The organism is Paraburkholderia terricola (genome assembly GCF_900142195.1).
Classification (GTDB): domain Bacteria; phylum Pseudomonadota; class Gammaproteobacteria; order Burkholderiales; family Burkholderiaceae; genus Paraburkholderia; species Paraburkholderia terricola.
In genome coordinates this window covers 84,818-101,793 of sequence record NZ_FRAB01000022.1, presented here as the reverse complement: position 1 = coordinate 101,793, position 16,976 = coordinate 84,818, and the positions used below count along the sequence as shown (strand labels likewise).

General features: G+C 59.2%; 16 protein-coding genes. 11 read left to right on the top strand and 5 right to left on the bottom strand.

Annotated elements, in window-relative coordinates; translation table 11 throughout:
- From BUE39_RS19635 to BUE39_RS19605, 7 genes are all read left to right on the top strand, one after another.
- Window positions 1-250 (top strand): tyrosine-type recombinase/integrase (locus tag BUE39_RS19635; protein ID WP_159442581.1); only part of this gene is annotated, 250 nt, incomplete at its 5' end.
- A gap of 163 nt (window positions 251-413) precedes the next feature.
- Window positions 414-641 (top strand): RHS repeat-associated core domain-containing protein, encoded by a 228-nt coding sequence (locus BUE39_RS35920; protein ID WP_073430386.1) that lies wholly within the window; start codon window positions 414-416, stop codon window positions 639-641.
- Window positions 566-850, top strand: coding sequence for a hypothetical protein (locus BUE39_RS19625; RefSeq protein WP_167363293.1), 285 nt, complete (start codon window positions 566-568; stop codon window positions 848-850). The genes BUE39_RS35920 and BUE39_RS19625 overlap by 76 nt, the downstream gene beginning before the upstream one ends.
- A gap of 4 nt (window positions 851-854) precedes the next feature.
- Entirely contained in the window at window positions 855-1,310 is a 456-nt protein-coding gene (locus BUE39_RS19620) for a hypothetical protein (RefSeq protein ID WP_073430384.1), read from the top strand.
- Between the two features lie 65 nt (window positions 1,311-1,375).
- A complete protein-coding gene (locus BUE39_RS19615) occupies window positions 1,376-1,663 on the top strand; it encodes a PAAR domain-containing protein (RefSeq protein ID WP_073430383.1) in 288 nt (95 codons plus the stop codon).
- Between the two features lie 248 nt (window positions 1,664-1,911).
- Window positions 1,912-4,596, top strand: a complete 2,685-nt coding sequence (locus BUE39_RS19610; RefSeq protein ID WP_084561443.1) for a type VI secretion system Vgr family protein — start codon at window positions 1,912-1,914, stop codon at window positions 4,594-4,596.
- Between the two features lie 72 nt (window positions 4,597-4,668).
- Window positions 4,669-6,921 (top strand): hypothetical protein, encoded by a 2,253-nt coding sequence (locus tag BUE39_RS19605; RefSeq protein WP_090518800.1) that lies wholly within the window; start codon window positions 4,669-4,671, stop codon window positions 6,919-6,921.
- A gap of 16 nt (window positions 6,922-6,937) precedes the next feature.
- On the opposite strand, the gene BUE39_RS19600 is transcribed toward BUE39_RS19605, so the two are convergent.
- Window positions 6,938-7,864, bottom strand: a complete 927-nt coding sequence (locus BUE39_RS19600) for a formylglycine-generating enzyme family protein (RefSeq protein ID WP_090518801.1) — start codon at window positions 7,862-7,864, stop codon at window positions 6,938-6,940.
- Between the two features lie 162 nt (window positions 7,865-8,026).
- Here BUE39_RS19600 and BUE39_RS19595 point away from each other — a divergent pair, with 162 nt between their 5' ends.
- Window positions 8,027-8,341 (top strand): hypothetical protein, encoded by a 315-nt coding sequence (locus tag BUE39_RS19595; protein WP_090518802.1) that lies wholly within the window; start codon window positions 8,027-8,029, stop codon window positions 8,339-8,341.
- 38 nt (window positions 8,342-8,379) lie between these two features.
- On the opposite strand, the gene BUE39_RS19590 is transcribed toward BUE39_RS19595, so the two are convergent.
- Together BUE39_RS19590 and BUE39_RS19585 are read right to left on the bottom strand one after the other, a co-directional pair.
- Window positions 8,380-9,096, bottom strand: coding sequence for a hypothetical protein (locus tag BUE39_RS19590; protein ID WP_073430379.1), 717 nt, complete (start codon window positions 9,094-9,096; stop codon window positions 8,380-8,382).
- A gap of 87 nt (window positions 9,097-9,183) precedes the next feature.
- Window positions 9,184-10,221, bottom strand: a complete 1,038-nt coding sequence (locus BUE39_RS19585; RefSeq protein WP_084561442.1) for a reverse transcriptase family protein — start codon at window positions 10,219-10,221, stop codon at window positions 9,184-9,186.
- An 857-nt stretch (window positions 10,222-11,078) separates the two neighbouring features.
- Between BUE39_RS19585 and eat the strand changes: the two genes are divergently transcribed.
- Genes eat through eutC form a run of 3 tightly spaced genes read left to right on the top strand, consistent with a single transcriptional unit; the run spans window position 11,079 to window position 14,714 of the window.
- On the top strand, window positions 11,079-12,482 hold the full coding sequence (eat, locus tag BUE39_RS19580) for an ethanolamine permease (RefSeq protein ID WP_073430378.1): 1,404 nt from the start codon (window positions 11,079-11,081) through the stop codon (window positions 12,480-12,482).
- 43 nt (window positions 12,483-12,525) lie between these two features.
- On the top strand, window positions 12,526-13,920 hold the full coding sequence (locus tag BUE39_RS19575) for an ethanolamine ammonia-lyase subunit EutB (protein ID WP_073430377.1): 1,395 nt from the start codon (window positions 12,526-12,528) through the stop codon (window positions 13,918-13,920).
- On the top strand, window positions 13,917-14,714 hold the full coding sequence (eutC, locus tag BUE39_RS19570; protein WP_073430376.1) for an ethanolamine ammonia-lyase subunit EutC: 798 nt from the start codon (window positions 13,917-13,919) through the stop codon (window positions 14,712-14,714). The genes BUE39_RS19575 and eutC overlap by 4 nt, the downstream gene beginning before the upstream one ends.
- A 5-nt stretch (window positions 14,715-14,719) precedes the next feature.
- On the opposite strand, the gene BUE39_RS19565 is transcribed toward eutC, so the two are convergent.
- Both BUE39_RS19565 and adh read right to left on the bottom strand, forming a co-directional pair.
- The gene (locus BUE39_RS19565; RefSeq protein ID WP_073430375.1) at window positions 14,720-15,115 is read right to left on the bottom strand and encodes a DUF779 domain-containing protein; all 396 of its coding nucleotides are present in this window, start codon (window positions 15,113-15,115) and stop codon (window positions 14,720-14,722) included.
- A 65-nt stretch (window positions 15,116-15,180) separates the two neighbouring features.
- On the bottom strand, window positions 15,181-16,701 hold the full coding sequence (adh, locus tag BUE39_RS19560; protein ID WP_073430374.1) for an aldehyde dehydrogenase: 1,521 nt from the start codon (window positions 16,699-16,701) through the stop codon (window positions 15,181-15,183).
- Between the last annotated feature and the right edge of the window lie 275 nt (window positions 16,702-16,976).

Below are 16,976 nucleotides of genomic sequence, written 5' to 3'. Positions count from 1 at the left end.
GCTGAAGAAGAAATCAATAACGCCTCATACGCTTCGGCACACGGCCGCGATGAGCCTGATGCATCACGGCGTCGACCTGACCGTGATCGCGCTCTGGCTCGGTCACGAGTCCTCCGAGACTACTCAGATCTATTTGCACGCCGACATGCAACTCAAGGAACGCGCGCTCGCGCACGCGACGGCGAGTGGTCTTGCACCGACACGCTACAAACCTCCAGATCCGTTGCTCGCCTTCCTGGAGGCTCTCTGATAATGCCGACAACCGGAGCGACCGGGAATAGAGATCCGCCAACCGTTGTGTCCGTGGATTCATGACGCGGCATAATCGGGGAGTCGGCATAACCCGTGTCATGCCGCTAGCGGCATGAATGACGTTGTTCGATATCGGCCATGTACCGTTCTCGACGTAGCGAATGAGTTTCGGCGTAAGCGTGGCTCCGCGCAACCCGATCCGTTTCCAGGGGCAGCAACTCGACGAAGAGACCGGCCTCGCGTATAACCGGCATCGCTACTATGATCTGGGTACCAGACGGTTTATGCGCCGCCTGACAAGATCGCGACTGCGTTGCCCGGCAATTATTTCTCCGACGCTCGCACGATTCTCAACACGGGTGGGTCAGCGCGCGAGTACAACGACATGACGCAGATTTCGCATGCGGGCAATACCGCCGGCGCCCGGCCGATGAGAAGCCAACTGAGGGCGTTCGTCGTCACGAAGGACATTTGCGTAGCGAAGGGGCAATCGCTCGCCAATCCGAACCTGGGCAAGGGCGGTGGCGCTCAGTATTTCGTATCGAGCGCCGACAAGGGCAGCCTCGTTGGTGGCAACGTTTTGAAGTTTGGGAGTTAACTGGATGGCCACGTTTGATTTCTCAACGGGCACGTTGAGCATTGATGAGTCGACGAGCCTCTTTCGCGGCAGACCGTCGCCTGAGGAATTGCCATTGACTGTTGCGAAGGAACTGGCGAAGTACGGCGACTGGGAAAACTATGGCATCGCGAATGTGGAGATTTGGGGAAAGACCTTCGGCGTGACGGCCCGATATTGCAAGCAAAGGCTCGCAATGGTCGACCTCGTTTGGCTGGACGGCGTGGCGAAAAAAATCGACTGGTCGGCGACTGAGGAGGATCTTGTGAAGGAAAAGAAGAAGCTGTCAAAGTTGATCGCATTCGAAGCGCAATCGCCTTGTGTGTCTTCGACGATCGGCGCGGACACATTCGTCTTCAATTGGGGAACGCTTACTGTGCATGCCGATCTGCGCTCAATGATTGTCACGACAAGCGTCGCGTACACTGAGGAAAAAGCGTAGGCGGCCGACATGACGACCCACCAAACAGGGTTGAATGCGCGAAAATTTCGAACCTCGGAAGCATCATGAAACGATATCTGATTTTGAACGGCGACAAGACGACAGCCAACGGCGTCATTCAGGCAGTCCCCACCTCTATTCAATTGAGCGATAAAGACGTCGCCCATGAAGGGGATCCGGTCGCATGCCCCGCTTGCAATACAGCGGGGAAAATCCAGTGTGATGGACCGCGCCAGGTTATGACCGCGCCGGACGGAAGGCACGCTGCGTTAAGCGACGATCTATGTGTATGCGGCTGCCATCCGCCGCCGCGGCTCGTGTCCTCGCAGCAGATGATGTCCGTCGATGCCTAACCAGAAACTCATGCCTCTGTCGCTGGCTTAACCGGCGACGGGCGAGATACCCCAAAAAAGCCAAGAATCTTTGTTGCAGCAATTATGGGCGTACATGTTGTTTTTACCGAATTCATATGCGCGCCAAATCAAGGCGGAACAAATTCCGATTTAACATTTGTTTTTGAATATGTGATTGCTGCAAACGTCTTATCTTTTGTATTATCGCGCGATGGCGCGGGGGCGCAATTTGCATAAAAAGAGGTGGTATGGGTGCGCAGGACATTATCGCGGCGATAAAAGGCGGATTGTTGCAAAGCGACCGGCTGCTGAAACTCGATACGCCACTGGGTACTAACGTCCTTTTGCCGCAAAGGCTGTTGAGCCATTCGCGCCTAGGCCGTGATTACGAATTTACTCTGGATGCCGTTTCAACCAACGACAATATCGAGCTGAAAACGCTGATCGCCCAGCCGGTCACGCTCTGGATCCAGCAAACCGATCAGCCGTACGCCCCTCACCACGGTTATGTTCATACCGCCCGCCGGTTAGGCTCTGATAGCGCGATTACCAGTTATCAGATCGGCTTCGTCTCCTGGATGCATTTTCTGCGTTTCAGAAAAGATGCGCGCATCTGGCAGGATAAAGCCGTCGATGAAATTCTCACCGATGTATTTAATATGCATCCGCAGGCGCAGGGTGCATTCCGGTTCTCATTGCGCAATCCTTTGCCTCAGCGTTCGTTCTGCGTGCAGTACGAGGACGACTGGAATTTCTGTCACCGGCTGATGGAAACGGAAGGCCTGTTCGGCTACTTCGAGCAGGCCACTGACGGCAAATCGCACGCGCTGGTGGTCACCGACGATATCGGCAGCCTGCGACCGCTTTCGCCGCAGGTGGTGAATTTCTACCGCTCGGGCACCAACAGCGAAACCGATGCCTTCGTGCAGTGGAGCGGTACGCGCACGCTGCAAAGCACGACGCTTACTACCCGTACGTTTGACTACAAGGCCCCGTCAGCACCTGCCAATCCCAAGGGCACGACGATCCCGACGCTGACTACTCAGGGCAACCTGCCGCAGCAGGCCGAAGTGTACGAGTACACGGGCGCGTATACGTACGGACAGCAGGACCGCGGTGATCACCTCTCGAAGGTGAGGATGGAGGAATGGGAATCGCAAGCGAAGCGTTTCCACGGCGCAGGCGCAGTCCGTCGCATCGACGCAGGCCGCTGGTTCGAGCTGCAAAACCACCCGGAGCACGACACCGGCAGTCAGCAGGACCGACAGTTCGCTGTGGTCGATGTCGAATGGGTCATCGAGAATAACCTGCCGGTCTCCGGTGGCACGACGGACTTCCCGCATAGCCTGAAACAGACAATCGCCGCGGCGCGGGCTCAGCATGGAGCCGATCAGACGCTCGTCGTTAAAGGTAGCGACGGCAGTGAAGGCTTCTTCATGGCGACGGTCGAAGCGCAGCGCAAGGCCATCCCTTTCCGCAGTCCGTTCGAGCACCACAAGCCCGAAATGAGCGTGCAGACCGCAACCGTGGTCGGACCGCAGAGCGAAGAGGTCTTCACGGATTCGTTGAACCGGGTCAAAGTCCAGATGCACTGGGACCGCCTGAATCCTGGCGACGAGAACGCCTCATGCTGGATGCGCGTATCCCAATCGAATGCAGGTGGCGGACACGGTGGCGTCCACGTACCCCGCATCGGTGAAGAGGTGATCGTCTCGTTCCTCGACGGCGACTGCGACAAGCCGCTCGTTACGGGCCGCGTCTATAACGGCGCAAAGACTCCCGACTGGCATTCGAACGGCATCCTGTCCGGCTACAAGTCGAAGGAGTTTCAGGGCAGCGGCTACAACCAGATGGTGATGGACGATGCCACCGGCCAGAACCGGCTGCAGATGTACAGCAGCAGCGCGAACTCGCAGCTTCATCTGGGGTATCTGATCGCGCAGACGGGCAATTCGCGCGGTGCGTACCTCGGCAGCGGCTTCGATCTGAAGTCGGATGCATACGGTGCGGTCCGGGCCGCACAAGGCATGTACGTGTCGACGCATCCAACGACCGGAATATCAAGCCAGCCCCTCGACGTCCGTGACGCGCGCAGTCAGCTAGTCAATTCCGAGAGCGTGATCGAGTCGCTAAGCCAGGCGAGCGAAACGCATCAGGCCGAAAGCCTGAAAGACGGTCACGACTCGCTCAAAACTTTTACCGATGCGACACAGAACAGCGTAGCGGGCGTAACAGGTAGCGGTGGCAATACCGCAGGCGGTGGCACTGGCAATGCCAACGGCTTCAAGGAGCCGATCATGCTGTTCGCGACGCCATCGGGCATCGCGATGTCGACGCAAAAATCCGCTCACATCGCGGCAACGGAGCACATAAACCTGGTCAGCGGCCAGAGTACGCACATCGCAACTGGCAAATCACTACTCGCAAGCGTCGGCGAGAAAATCAGCCTGTTCGTGCAGAACGCGGGCATGAAACTGTTTGCCGCAAAGGGCAAGGTAGAAATCCAGGCCCAGTCTGACAACATTGAAGTTACCGCCCAAAAAAGTCTGAAGCTGCTGTCGGCGATGGAGAAGGTCGAGGTGGTCGCGAAACAGGACATTCTCCTGACGAGTGGCGGCGCCTACATCCGGATTAAAGACGGAAACATCGAAATTCACGCGCCGGGAAAAATCGATATCAAGGGCAGCAGCCATTCCTTCGCCGGCCCGACCAGTCTTTCGAGCAGACCGCCGACACTCCCTTCCGGCGAAGGCCCATACAACGAGCAGTTCAAGATTCACGACAAACATACTGGCGACCCCGCGCCCTATGTGCGCTACCGCGTCGAGACTGCGGAAGGCAAAGTGTTCGAGGGCATGACCGATGAACAAGGCCTGACCTCGCGCATCATGACAAGCGCGCCAAGCGCGTTGAAAGTTTTCCTCGACACCTGACTCTGGCCGAAGAACACGCGCGCGTCCTATGGATGCGCCTATTCATTTGCCCATTCAAGCAGACCGACACCCATGAGCACTCCGAGCACAAGCCACGCACCCGATGGCAACGGCACCACTAACACGACACCCAACAGTCTCGTGCACGTGCCGCACGATCCGGCGCCCATGCTTTACTTCCGGCCCGAGACCGGCGAGTTCATTCTCGTGCCGGCGGAGGACGTCAGCGGTCTGCAGAGCGAATGCAATCTGCTGCATGACCGGGTCGACAAATTTCACAAGGCCAATGAAAAGCTCGATGTGGTGCTGAAGGCATACGCTGAGGACGTGCAGAACCACATGTCCGATCCGCGTGCCGGGGAGTCGCACAAGGCCGCCGTCGACGATGCGCTAAAAGAACGCGAGACCGCGCACAAGGCGCTCAAAAAGGAGCTGGAGCCACTCAGCAAGTTAGATAGCAAAGACCTCACCATGGTCGAGCTGATCCCTATTCACATCGATGGCGATGGAAAAAAATCCGTCAAGTTCGCCAAGTACAAGCTGCACTACGTACGCTCGAACAAGATCAAACCAGGTTGGCATAAATTCGGTCCGGCCGCCTTCGAAGACATGAAGGGCCGCAAGGAAGAAAAAGAAACGGGCGCGAAAAGCTTCATCAAGAAGAACGCGAACGGCAAATACAAGATTGACGTCGACAAGCTGAAGGAAGGGGTGTTGATCAGCCGCGAGAGCGGCATCAAGTCGCAGTTGTACGAAAAGACAAAGGTGTCATCCGAGATCGTCGAGAAGCACGTGACCGGGACGCTTTTCGCGTGGGCGGAAGAGTGGAACAAGGACCTCACTTATAGCGCCGGCGCGGAAGAACCGGTTGATCGCGGCGAGGGCGAGAAGAAAGAAGCGGAGAAACCTAAGCAGACCGCCTTCGGCAACAACGTCAGCATCGAGGCCAAGGCGCAATTGATGCGATATCTGGCCGGCGCGGGACTGGACACCGAGTGGCAACCGCAAAAGGGCCGTGTGGCCATCAAGGCATCGGCGCAAGCCGAATTCGCCATTGCCGAGGGCAAGGTTTCTGGTGCCTTCTATTATCCGGACATCGCCGGCTGGATGTGGAGCCTGGATGGCGATGACGGCAAGCCGTACCCGCTCGGTGCAGTCCGCTTCAAGTGCGAGCTGGGCTTGTCTGGGATGGTCGGTGCGAGCATGGTCGCGCAGTTGGGTGTGGTTGTCGACTATCGCGATGAAAAGCGTAAGGACTTGGGCCTGTACGGCGCCGCAGTCGATAACCCGACCACCAAGCAACGCGAGATCAAGGTGGGGGGCAAGCCGGTCGATCCAAGCGCCAATGCAGACCTCGACGTGTTTGCCGGTGCACGTGCGGACTTGTCGCTTGAAGGAGCACTCGAGTGGATGGAGCCCGCAAAGACGGGTCCCAGTGGCAAATACAAGCCGTTCGCCAAGGTGGGCGATACGGTCACTGCGATGGCGGGTGCCGGCCTCACCTGCATGCTTGACGTGAGCTACGCGGCTGGCCGTTTCAGAATCAAGGCGAAGGCAGGACTATGCCTTGGCGTAGGAGCAAAAGGCGACATCGAGATCTCGGTCGACGCGCTGCGCATCGCCGAATTTGTCAAATGGTTCTTCTACCAGCTTTATCACGCGAACTTCCAGCGATTGAAGTTCGTCGAGACGACCGCCTTTAACGCCTTCTCGCATATTCAGGTGATGGTCATTCAAGGCATTCAGGATCTGGCCTCGACCGTCGGCCAGGAAGTCGATGAGATAAACAGGCTTTTCACAGACCTCATCGCAGAATACGAGAAAGAGGCGGCACGCGTGGAATTGATGAACCGCGTGCTCGCCAATCCATGGATGCTGCAGTACGCGACGCCCGAAGCGAAGGGCATCATGATCTATCAGTTGACTCGCCATTGGTACGCGGCTGATGGGATCGATATGGCCAACCACAAATACGGTCGCTGGTATGGGAATCGGAAGGACGCTGTCAAGCAGATCCTCAAATGGTCACACACCAAACACGATCTGAACAACGTCGTGCAGCACATCCATCCGCAGGGGCGCTCTGGCGACATTATCGTGCGGCGCCAACAACTGAAGGAATTTCTCGAGATGTCGCTGACGAGTGCTCCGACGGGAGACGCAAAAGAAATTGACGACTACTACGACAGCCTGCAGGCGATGCTGAAAGTCGACCCCACACCAGGCTATGCCGTTGCGCAGGTCGAGTCGAGCGATTACCAGTTTCAGGCTGCCGTGGGCAGACACCCGTTCTACGACAACATGCCGGACGTGCGGGTGGTTTGACGACATGCCGCGAAACTCATAGCGGGCTGGTTTTTTGCACCGCGCAACGGAAGGTCAACGTGACAGCCGTGGGTCCTAGTGTGCGCCCGTCCTTGGTCTTGACAACGTAACCGGCCGGTGGCGCCTTGTAGCGGTAAACCGTCATGGCGGTTTCCGCGTTGTCACCTTCCGCGCCGCGAATTACTTTCATGGTTCCGCTCGCGGGTCCCGTGGGATTCCTGGCCGGCGAGTGTTCGTAGTAGTCGGGGGCAAACCAGTCGTTGACCCAGTCGCGGCCGTCGACACCGATATCGTAAAGACCCAAGGCGTTCGGCGGATATTTGCCGACAGGATAAATATATTGCGAAACAGCCGTGTCAGGCGTGTATTTCTGTTCGACAGTATCGACGGAGGGCAGATTGTGATCCGCTTCGTACTTGCCGTTGTTCGTTCCGAAAGTTACCGGCTTGCCACCTGAACGGGCGGCGTATTCCCATTGCGCTTCGGTAGGCAGGTCGATCGGCGCGCCGCTTTGCTTGCCGAGCCACTCGCAATAGTCTTTGGCCATCTGCCAGGGAACGCCGGCCGGGTGATCGGTGGCCTTATATTGTCGGTCGGCTTTGTCTTGCGGCCACGATGGTTTGCCAGTCGCAGCGGTATAGACATCAAGGTCTGCGTACGTGACTTTGTACTTGCCGATCGAAAAACTATCCAGCGTTACGGGGTGAGCAGGTTTGTTCTCTTGTTGCGACGTGAGAGGAAGTTTTTCCGGTGTCACTTGCGCACCGAAGTCCCCCATCGTGAATGTCCCGCCCTTCACAAAAACCATATCCGCAAGCGATTTTTTGACGAGCGCGTTGACTTCGGGAGATTGGCCTGTCTGGCTGCATGCCGGGAAAGAAAATGCGAATACCGTCAGTGGGAGAACTGTAAGATTAACGAGCTTCGGTAATGGCAAATGCATACGATCAAACTCCGGGCGAGTAGTAAATAGATTATAAGTTCGATCTGAATTTTTCGACGTTTTCAATTGCAACAAGTCATGACGCGAAAAGGGAGCACGTCACATCCAGACGCCTATCAGTACTGCGTTTCACTCAGCATTGCGGACGGTAAGCGATTCGATATGAACGATGTTCTTGGGTTCGACCATCGGGACGGAGTACATCTCGTTTTGACAAAGGAGGCCGCAGCAACTGCCATGGCAGTCTTCAAACAGAAGAACTCGAAAAATCGCAGCTGTCTTGACTCACTGGCGGTTAATGACGAGTATTTGGAGCTCAAGGCGTTCACGATGACAGTAAGACCGAGCGGTAGTTTGCAACTCTATTTCGATACTTCTTATGCTGAGGCCGCTTGTTTTAACTCTATCCGGCTGATCGCGCAGCAAGTTCACCCACTCAGAAACACACAGAGGGCAAACGCGAATTCATTGCCGTAACGGGTGTACGCGGCGGTGAGCCACCCGCGTTCCGATCCCTATGTGCCTCTAAAAAACGCTGCTAACGGTGCAGCTGACGGGTCATACGAAGGAACACCGACGCCCGAAGCGCAGCGACTGTCGTAGTCGATACGAATGCCCCGCACCTTAGCAAGCGCTGTCACGACGCGCGTGTCGAAGCCGCTGAGGCTGAGCTGCCGTCCGTCGGTCAGTGAAAAATCGGTGAAAATTGCGCCGCGACCAGCCACTGTGCAGGCGATCCCGGACAGGGCGCTTATCGGATAGGTGTCCGCGTGCAGTGAGAAAAACGTCTTCTGCACGATGGCTACCGGGGTGAGGATCGTATAAGTATTCATGCCCGGTACGGCAAGCACGAACAGCGCGAGCGTCACGCCGGTCAAACGAAGACACAGCAAACGCCAGCCGCTACCTGTGCCCGCCGTCGCCACCGTGCGTCTTTTTCGTTTCGCACGCTTACGGTATTGCTCCAGTGCACCGGCCAGCAGTGACGGAACAACCAGCGTATAAAAGAACACCAGTACATTATTCGGCCAGACGTTGATGATGCTGTTTGAATCCAGCCGGATGTAGCGGCCTTCGTGAACGTCGATAAACATCAACCCGCCGAGCCAGCGAAGTACTTCGAGCACCGCCCACATTGACGTCAGGAACGCGCCGACCGCCCCAAAGGCCAACACCGCGAAAATCACGGTCTTCAAACGGCTTTTCCAACTGGAAGCGGTGGCTTGCTGCATGACGGGGGCTCGCTATCGGTGACTTTTTTCGCGGCTGCGTGTGCCTGGTAATTGCTGACCCGCGCAAAGCCGGGGCGGCGGCCCACATTAATCCCAATCGATCGAGCCGGGTGCCGGACAGGTCCACGACGCCCTAAGCCGGTCTCGGATCTCGGCGAGAGATTGGCGGGCCAGAAGCGCGCCGTTGCGAAAGACCGGGACCAGCGCACCGCCTTCGGCCTGTTCGACGGTCTGCTGTTCGTAAAGCACGAAGCGCTCGCCTTCCCTCTCGACGCGCAACAGCCCCCTGGCCGACTTCTTGGTGCCATCGTCGGTGGCCGGATCCTTGTAGATGGCCAGCAGGCGACCACTCGGCACCCGATTGGTACACAGCGCAGTCAGCGCTCGCGCAACTTCCAACGGATAACCCAAAGCATGAATCGCAGAGTAAACACGTCCCGCATGAACCGACGCAAAAAAATCGGTCAGATCGAAGCGAATCACAACCGCTTTTCCAGCGTGAGGCGCCGCGAACGTGACCGTGTTCCTGCCGCGCCGAAAACCATGCACCGCATCGTGAGCGGGAATCCGGTCGAGCAGGCCATGCAGCACTTTCCGCTGCAATTCCCGCAACCGCGACTTGGGAATTTCGATGATTCGACATCGACCGTCGCGTTTCTCTATCGCCTTGTAGGAATAGTGGTGAAGCCGCGTCGTCGCATCGTGAGCCGCTACACGCCAGCGATCTGCAAACCAGTCCAACTCCAGGGGTTCCACATCGAGCCACGCAGCCAGATCGCCGATTGTCGGCAGTTGCGGCAGCGTGACGTCCCGCAACCAGCGCGGAGCAGGTCGCTGAACAGGCGGTCGCGTGAGCACACGAACAATGCGCGGACGGTTCTGGCTTTTCCACGCCGCAACAAAGCCCGCGGTTTCAGCGATGATCTTCGACAGGTGTTTGGCTTCGACGCTGTCCCAGCGCGCGCCAAATCGTTTCTCGACCCGGCGCGCCAATCCGGTCATCCAGCCGGCGGACTCGCCCAATACGCGCGTCATCCGCTCGACCATCGTGGCCGGATCGGCAGGCCCGGCGAGCATGGCGTCGGCGATCGCGTAGGTGACGACTTGCAGGGAAGATTGCGGCATAGAGCAAAGGAGGGCGGGACGACAGTCAACGCGTCTTGTGCTGCGTGAGCGTATTTGCGCAACGCGCAACAACGGGCTCATGCGACGAACTGCGGAGGTCATTCTGATCCACGGGGTAGCCCCGTAGTGCCCGGAACGTATGCGGCCCGAACCGGGGCAAGCTTGACCAACCGTCCCGCGACGCGACGATAAGCGACGGGCTCGCAGCTTGTCAACGCCTTGGTAGTGCGAACATTTTCGCGATAAACGCACCGGCGCTGCGGCGCATGAATCGAGGGTTTGCGCCAAAGCCTTTCCTCCTTGGCCGGGCGACACAAAGCCGTCCAACTTATCCACAGTCCCCTCTGGACAACTTTTGTAAAAGCCGCCTGACACGTTGTGGGCGAAACCTTGATAAGGCCGCGGCGTCGCCGGACGGCACAAAAGTTTTCCCTGGCTGAGCGTCGCTGTCCGCTGGCGCTTCGCAGGGTTATCGATTCCGCAGGCTTCTGATTCGAAAACGAAGTTTCAGGTTATCCACAACCGCATCCCATGCTTGTTAACTATTACTACGTATACATATACAAAGACTATAAAAACCAGAGAGACATCCGCGAAGCCCGCTGCACAAGCGGGCACCGAGCAGGCAAAGCGGCGTACAAGGCATCAAACCAGACGTTCGGCAAAACATCACCCGCCCATTCAATCCTCGCCAAACAGCCCCCGCAGTTAAGCGCCCACTGATATAACCTCCGCCAAAATTTGCCGAATTTCGATAACACCTCGATTAATGGCTCACTACCATCGGCGGAAGCCTGTCCGCCCATGCACCGCAAAGCCTTGCGGCGTCGAGCAAGCGGCACCCTCAGGAGAGTCCGATGAAAACAGAGTCCAGCAGTCAGCACGTCGGTAAGGTCACGCATCACGAGTTGAAGCAGACGCTCGGCACGTGGCAATTGTGGGGAATCGCGGTCGGCCTCGTCATTTCCGGTGAGTATTTCGGCTGGAGCTATGGCTGGGCGAGCGCGGGCACGCTGGGCTTCGTCATCACGGCGGTCTTCATCGCCGCGATGTACACGACCTTCATTTTCAGTTTCACCGAACTCACCACGTCGATTCCGCATGCGGGCGGCCCGTTTGCCTACGCGCGGCACGCGTTCGGCCCGACCGGCGGTTATCTGGCGGGCGCGGCGACCCTCGTCGAATTCGTGTTCGCTCCCCCGGCGATCGCATTGGCGATCGGCGCCTATCTGCACGTGCAATTTCCGGGTCTCGAGCCGAAGCACGCGGCGATGGGTGCATATCTGATCTTCATGGCGTTGAATATCGTCGGCGTGCAGATCGCCGCAGCCTTCGAATTGTGCGTGACGCTGCTCGCGATCTTCGAGTTGCTGGTGTTCATGGGCGTGGTGTCGCCGGGGTTCCAGTGGTCGAACTTCACGAAAGGCGGCTGGGCCGGCGCGGATACCTTCAGCATGGGCTCGTTCCACGGCATGTTCGCGGCGATTCCGTTCGCGATCTGGTTTTTCCTTGCGATCGAAGGCGTCGCGATGGCCGCCGAGGAAGCGAAGAACCCGAAGCGTTCGATTCCGATCGCCTATGTCGCCGGCATCCTGACGCTGGTGGTGCTCGCGATCGGCGTGATGGTGTTCGCCGGCGCGGCGGGCGACTGGACCAAGCTGTCGAACATCAACGATCCGCTGCCGCAAGCGATGAAGTACATCGTCGGCGAAAACAGCGGCTGGATGCATATGCTGGTGTGGCTCGGCCTGTTCGGACTCGTCGCGTCGTTTCACGGCATCATCCTCGGCTATTCGCGGCAGATTTTCGCGCTGGCTCGCGCGGGCTATCTGCCCGAGTGGCTCTCGAAAGTGCATCCGCGCTTCAAGACCCCGCATCGCGCGATCCTGGCGGGCGGCGTGGTCGGCATCGCCGCGATCTATAGCGACGAGCTGATCCAGTTCGGCGGCCAGACGCTGACGGCGAACATCGTGACGATGTCCGTATTTGGCGCTATCGTGATGTATATCATCAGCATGATGTCGCTGTTCAAGCTGCGCCGCACCGACCCGAACATGGAGCGCCCGTTCCGCGCGCCGCTGTTTCCGTTCTTTCCGGCGTTCGCGCTGGTGGCCGCGGTGATCTGTCTCGGGACGATGGTCTACTTCAACTTTCTGGTGGCCGTCGTGTTCGCAATCTTCCTCGCGCTGGGCTACGTCTATTTCCTCTTGACGCGCCATCAACGCGAAGCGGCGCCGGCGGACGCCTTGCTGGAAGAGTGACGAATCGAGCCGCTGTGCGAGCAGCGGCGATGGAGTCGTAAAGATGAGCTATACGGAGACGATCGGCAGCCGCGCATATCGCTTTGCCGATCTGAAAACCTTGATGGCGAAGGCAAGCCCGCAGCGTTCCGGCGACCAGCTCGCCGGCGTCGCGGCGGCGAGCGAGGAGGAGCGCGTCGCGGCCAGGATGGCGCTCGCGCAGGTGCCGCTGCGCACGTTCCTGAACGAAGCGCTGATCCCGTACGAAAGCGACGAAGTCACGCGTCTCGTGATCGACGATCACTCGCAAGAGGCGTTCGCCGAGATCGCGCATCTGACGGTGGGCGACTTCCGCAACTGGCTGTTGAGCAGCACGACCGACGCCGACGCGCTCACGCGCATCACCGCCGGCCTCACGCCGGAAATGGTCGCGGCGGTCTCGAAGCTGATGCGCAACCAGGATCTGATCGCGGCGGCGCGCAAACGTCCGGTGATTACGCGCTTTCGCAACACGGTCGGATTGCCGGGGCACATGTCGGTGCGCCTGCAGCCGAATCATCCGACGGACGACGTGAAAGGCATCGCCGCCTCGATGCTCGACGGCCTGATGTACGGCTGCGGCGACGCGATGATCGGCATCAATCCGGCCAGCGACAATCTCGGCGCGATCACCAGGCTGTTGCTAATGATCGACGACTTCCGCCAACGCTACCAGGTGCCCACGCAATCGTGCGTGCTCACCCACGTCACCAACACGATCGCCGCGATCGAAAAAGGCGCGCCGGTCGATCTCGTGTTTCAGTCGATCGCGGGGACGGAAAAAGCGAACGCCGGTTTCGGCATCTCGCTCGCGCTGCTGCAGGAAGCGCATGAAGCGGGACTGTCGCTGAAGCGCGGCACGGTCGGCAATAATCTGATGTATTTCGAAACGGGCCAAGGCAGCGCGTTGTCGGCGGACGCGCATTTCGGCGTCGACCAACAGACCTGCGAAGTGCGCGCCTATGCGGTGGCGCGCAAGTTCAATCCGTTTCTCGTCAACACGGTGGTCGGTTTCATCGGGCCGGAGTATCTGTACGACGGCAAGCAGATCACGCGCGCGGGTCTGGAAGACCATTTCTGCGGCAAGCTCTTGGGCGTGCCGATGGGCTGCGACATCTGCTACACGAATCATGCCGAAGCCGATCAGGACGACATGGACAATCTGCTCACGCTGCTCGGCGTGGCCGGCATCAACTTCATCATGGGCATTCCGGGCGCGGACGACGTGATGCTCAACTATCAAAGCACCTCGTTCCACGACGCGCTTTACGTGCGCGACGTGCTCGGCTTGCGCCGCGCGCCCGAATTCGAAGCGTGGCTGGAGTCGATGCGAATCACCGACGCGCGCGGCGCGCTGCTGAGCGCATCCACGCAACAACCGCTCCTGGAAGGCGCGCGCGACTGGATGGGCATAGCATGAGCGACTTCCTCGAAAAGAACCCGTGGAACGCGCTGCGCCAGTTCACCAACGCGCGTATCGCGTTGGGCCGCGCGGGCAACAGCTTGCCAACCGCGCCGTTGCTCGCGTTCAACCTGTCGCATGCGCAGGCGCGTGACGCCGTGCATCATCCGCTCGACACCGACGTGCTGCACGAACAGTTGCGCGCGCAGAACTTCAGGACGTTGGACGTGCATAGCGCCGCGCCGGATCGCGAGCATTACTTGCGGCGTCCCGATCTCGGCAGGCGGTTGAGCGATGAAAGCCGCGAGGCGCTGAAACAGCTCACGGTCGATTCGCCCGAGGTCGTGTTCGTGATCGCCGACGGCCTGTCGGCGTTCGCGGCGTCGAAGCAGTCGATTCCGCTTTTGCAAGCCGTCCGCACGAAACTCACGGATTGGAAGATCGGACCGGTGGTGGTCGCACGCCAGGCGCGCGTCGCGCTCGGCGACGAAATCGGCGAGTTGCTCGGTGCGAAGCTGGTGGTCATGTTGATCGGCGAGCGGCCAGGCTTGAGTTCACCCGACAGCCTCGGCATCTACCTGACGTACGCGCCGAAAGTGGGTTGTAGCGACGCGCAACGCAACTGTATTTCGAATGTGCGTCCCGAAGGTCTCGACTATCCGGCGGCCGCGCACAAGTTGCATTACCTGCTCACGCATGCAAGGCGCCTGGGCGTCACCGGCATCGGCCTGAAAGACGATAGCGACGCGCTGCTCGCGAGCGCGGCGCCAACGCCCTCGATCAGCGACGCATCAAACTCGAGCGCTGAATAAAACAATCAGGCATCCGCCCGCGCCACCGGATGCTTTGCGAGCCACGCGTTCTCGTCGTCCTCGAAAAGCCGGGAGCGCGTCAGGAACCGCAATCCGCTAGGCCGTTCCAGCGAAAACATGCCGCCATTGCCGGGCACCACGTCGATGATCAATTGCGTGTGCTGCCAATATTCGAATTGCGAGTTGCTCATGTAAAACGGCGCGCCGGCAATCGTTCCGAGTTTGACATCGGACGAACCCACCATGAATTCGGCTTGCGGAAACATCATCGGCGCGCTGCCGTCGCAGCATCCGCCGGATTGGTGGAACAGTACCGCCCCGTGTTCGGCGCGCAGCTTGTCGATCAGTTCGACCGCGGCGGGCGTTGCGATTACGCGGGCGACTTCCTTCTCATCAGCCATCACATGTCCTCGCTAAAAAGAAGCGAGCCGCGCAAGGCGGCCCGCTGGAACGTGAGCGCTACCGCTCAGAAGAAACCGAGCGGCTTCTCGCTATAGCTCACGAGCAGGTTCTTGGTCTGCTGATAGTGGTCGAGCATCATCTTGTGATTCTCACGGCCGATGCCCGATTGCTTGTAGCCGCCGAACGCCGCGTGCGCCGGATACGCGTGATAGCAGTTGGTCCATACGCGGCCCGCCTGAATCTGCCGGCCGAAACGGTAGGCGCGCGTGCCGTCACGCGTCCAGACGCCGGCGCCCAGGCCGTAGAGCGTATCGTTGGCGATGTCGAGCGCTTCTTCCTCGTTCTTGAACGTCGTCACCGAAACCACCGGGCCGAAGATCTCTTCCTGGAAGATGCGCATCTTGTTGTGGCCGCGGAATACGGTCGGCTTCACGTAATAGCCCTTGCTTAGTTCGCCGTCGAGCTGGTTGCGCTCACCGCCGATCAGACATTGGGCGCCTTCCTGCTTGCCGAGATCGACATACGACAGGATTTTTTCCAACTGTTCCTGCGAGGCCTGCGCGCCGATCATCGTCTTCGTATCGAGCGGGTGCCCTTGCGTGATCGCGGCGACGCGCTTCAATGCGCGCTCCATGAAGCGGTCGTAAATCGTTTCCTCGACCAGCACACGCGACGGACACGTGCACACTTCGCCCTGATTCAGCGCGAACATCGCGAAGCCTTCGAGCGCCTTGTCGAAGTAGCTGTCGTCCTGGCTCATCACGTCGGCGAAGAAAATGTTCGGGCTCTTGCCGCCGAGTTCGAGCGTCACCGGAATGATGTTCTGGCTCGCGTACTGCATGATCAAACGGCCGGTGGTGGTCTCGCCGGTGAACGCGATCTTCGCGATGCGTTTGCTCGATGCAAGCGGCTTGCCGGCTTCCAGGCCGAAGCCGTTCACCACGTTCAGCACGCCCGGCGGCAGCAGGTCCTGGATCAGTTCCATCAGGACGAGAATCGACGCGGGTGTCTGCTCGGCCGGCTTCAACACGACGCAGTTGCCGGCGGCAAGCGCGGGCGCGAGCTTCCACACCGCCATTAGAATCGGGAAATTCCACGGAATGATCTGACCGACCACGCCGAGCGGTTCGTGAAAGTGATAGGCGACGGTGTCGTCGTCGATCTCCGAGATCGAGCCTTCCTGCGCACGGGCGCAGCCGGCGAAATAGCGGAAGTGATCGATCGCGAGCGGAATGTCCGCGGCCATGGTTTCGCGCAACGGCTTGCCGTTGTCGATCGTTTCCGCGACCGCGATACGCTGCAGATTCGCTTCCATCCGGTCGGCGATGCGGTTGAGGATGTTCGCGCGGTCGGTGGTCGAGGTCTTGCCCCATGCAGCTTTTGCGCGATGCGCGGCGTCGAGCGCGAGTTCGACATCGGCTTCGCGCGAACGTGGGATCGACGTGAACGGCTCGCCGGTGATCGGCGATACGTTGTCGAAGTACTCGCCGCCCACCGGCTTGACCCATTCGCCGCCGATAAAGTTCGCATACTGCTTTTTGTACGGGAATTCGGTGGTCAGAAACTGCATCTCTGCGTGATTCATCAGTGTGCTCCTCACATGTTTAACGGGCTCTATTCGGCGCGATGTTTCGCTGGGCCGCAACAGCGTAGAGCCAGAAGTGTGCCAATGCACCGCACTGGTGAGCCGTGCACGCGCAGCACGCACTCGCACCCGACATGACGCGTTGCCCCGTTCAAGCGGAGACAGGTGAACGTATCGTTTCGGATCAACGCGCGCGGCGCTGTTCATGAAATGAACAGGCGGCGTGGCTTGCGTGGACGCGCGTGCAAGCGGATCGCCCAATCCGTTCGGCATGG

What these genes read in the sequence shown, in the direction of transcription:
- BUE39_RS35920 (WP_073430386.1), top strand. Translation starts at nt 414, where the DNA reads ATGAGTTTCGGCGTAAGCGTGGCTCCGCGCAACCCGATCCGTTTCCAG.
- BUE39_RS19620 (WP_073430384.1), top strand. Translation starts at nt 855, where the DNA reads ATGGCCACGTTTGATTTCTCAACGGGCACGTTGAGCATTGATGAGTCG.
- BUE39_RS19615 (WP_073430383.1), top strand. Translation starts at nt 1,376, where the DNA reads ATGAAACGATATCTGATTTTGAACGGCGACAAGACGACAGCCAACGGC.
- BUE39_RS19610 (WP_084561443.1), top strand. Translation starts at nt 1,912, where the DNA reads ATGGGTGCGCAGGACATTATCGCGGCGATAAAAGGCGGATTGTTGCAA.
- BUE39_RS19605 (WP_090518800.1), top strand. Translation starts at nt 4,669, where the DNA reads ATGAGCACTCCGAGCACAAGCCACGCACCCGATGGCAACGGCACCACT.
- BUE39_RS19600 (WP_090518801.1), bottom strand. Translation starts at nt 7,864, where the DNA reads ATGCATTTGCCATTACCGAAGCTCGTTAATCTTACAGTTCTCCCACTG.
- BUE39_RS19595 (WP_090518802.1), top strand. Translation starts at nt 8,027, where the DNA reads ATGAACGATGTTCTTGGGTTCGACCATCGGGACGGAGTACATCTCGTT.
- BUE39_RS19590 (WP_073430379.1), bottom strand. Translation starts at nt 9,096, where the DNA reads ATGCAGCAAGCCACCGCTTCCAGTTGGAAAAGCCGTTTGAAGACCGTG.
- BUE39_RS19585 (WP_084561442.1), bottom strand. Translation starts at nt 10,221, where the DNA reads ATGCCGCAATCTTCCCTGCAAGTCGTCACCTACGCGATCGCCGACGCC.
- eat (WP_073430378.1), top strand. Translation starts at nt 11,079, where the DNA reads ATGAAAACAGAGTCCAGCAGTCAGCACGTCGGTAAGGTCACGCATCAC.
- BUE39_RS19575 (WP_073430377.1), top strand. Translation starts at nt 12,526, where the DNA reads ATGAGCTATACGGAGACGATCGGCAGCCGCGCATATCGCTTTGCCGAT.
- eutC (WP_073430376.1), top strand. Translation starts at nt 13,917, where the DNA reads ATGAGCGACTTCCTCGAAAAGAACCCGTGGAACGCGCTGCGCCAGTTC.
- BUE39_RS19565 (WP_073430375.1), bottom strand. Translation starts at nt 15,115, where the DNA reads ATGGCTGATGAGAAGGAAGTCGCCCGCGTAATCGCAACGCCCGCCGCG.
- adh (WP_073430374.1), bottom strand. Translation starts at nt 16,701, where the DNA reads ATGAATCACGCAGAGATGCAGTTTCTGACCACCGAATTCCCGTACAAA.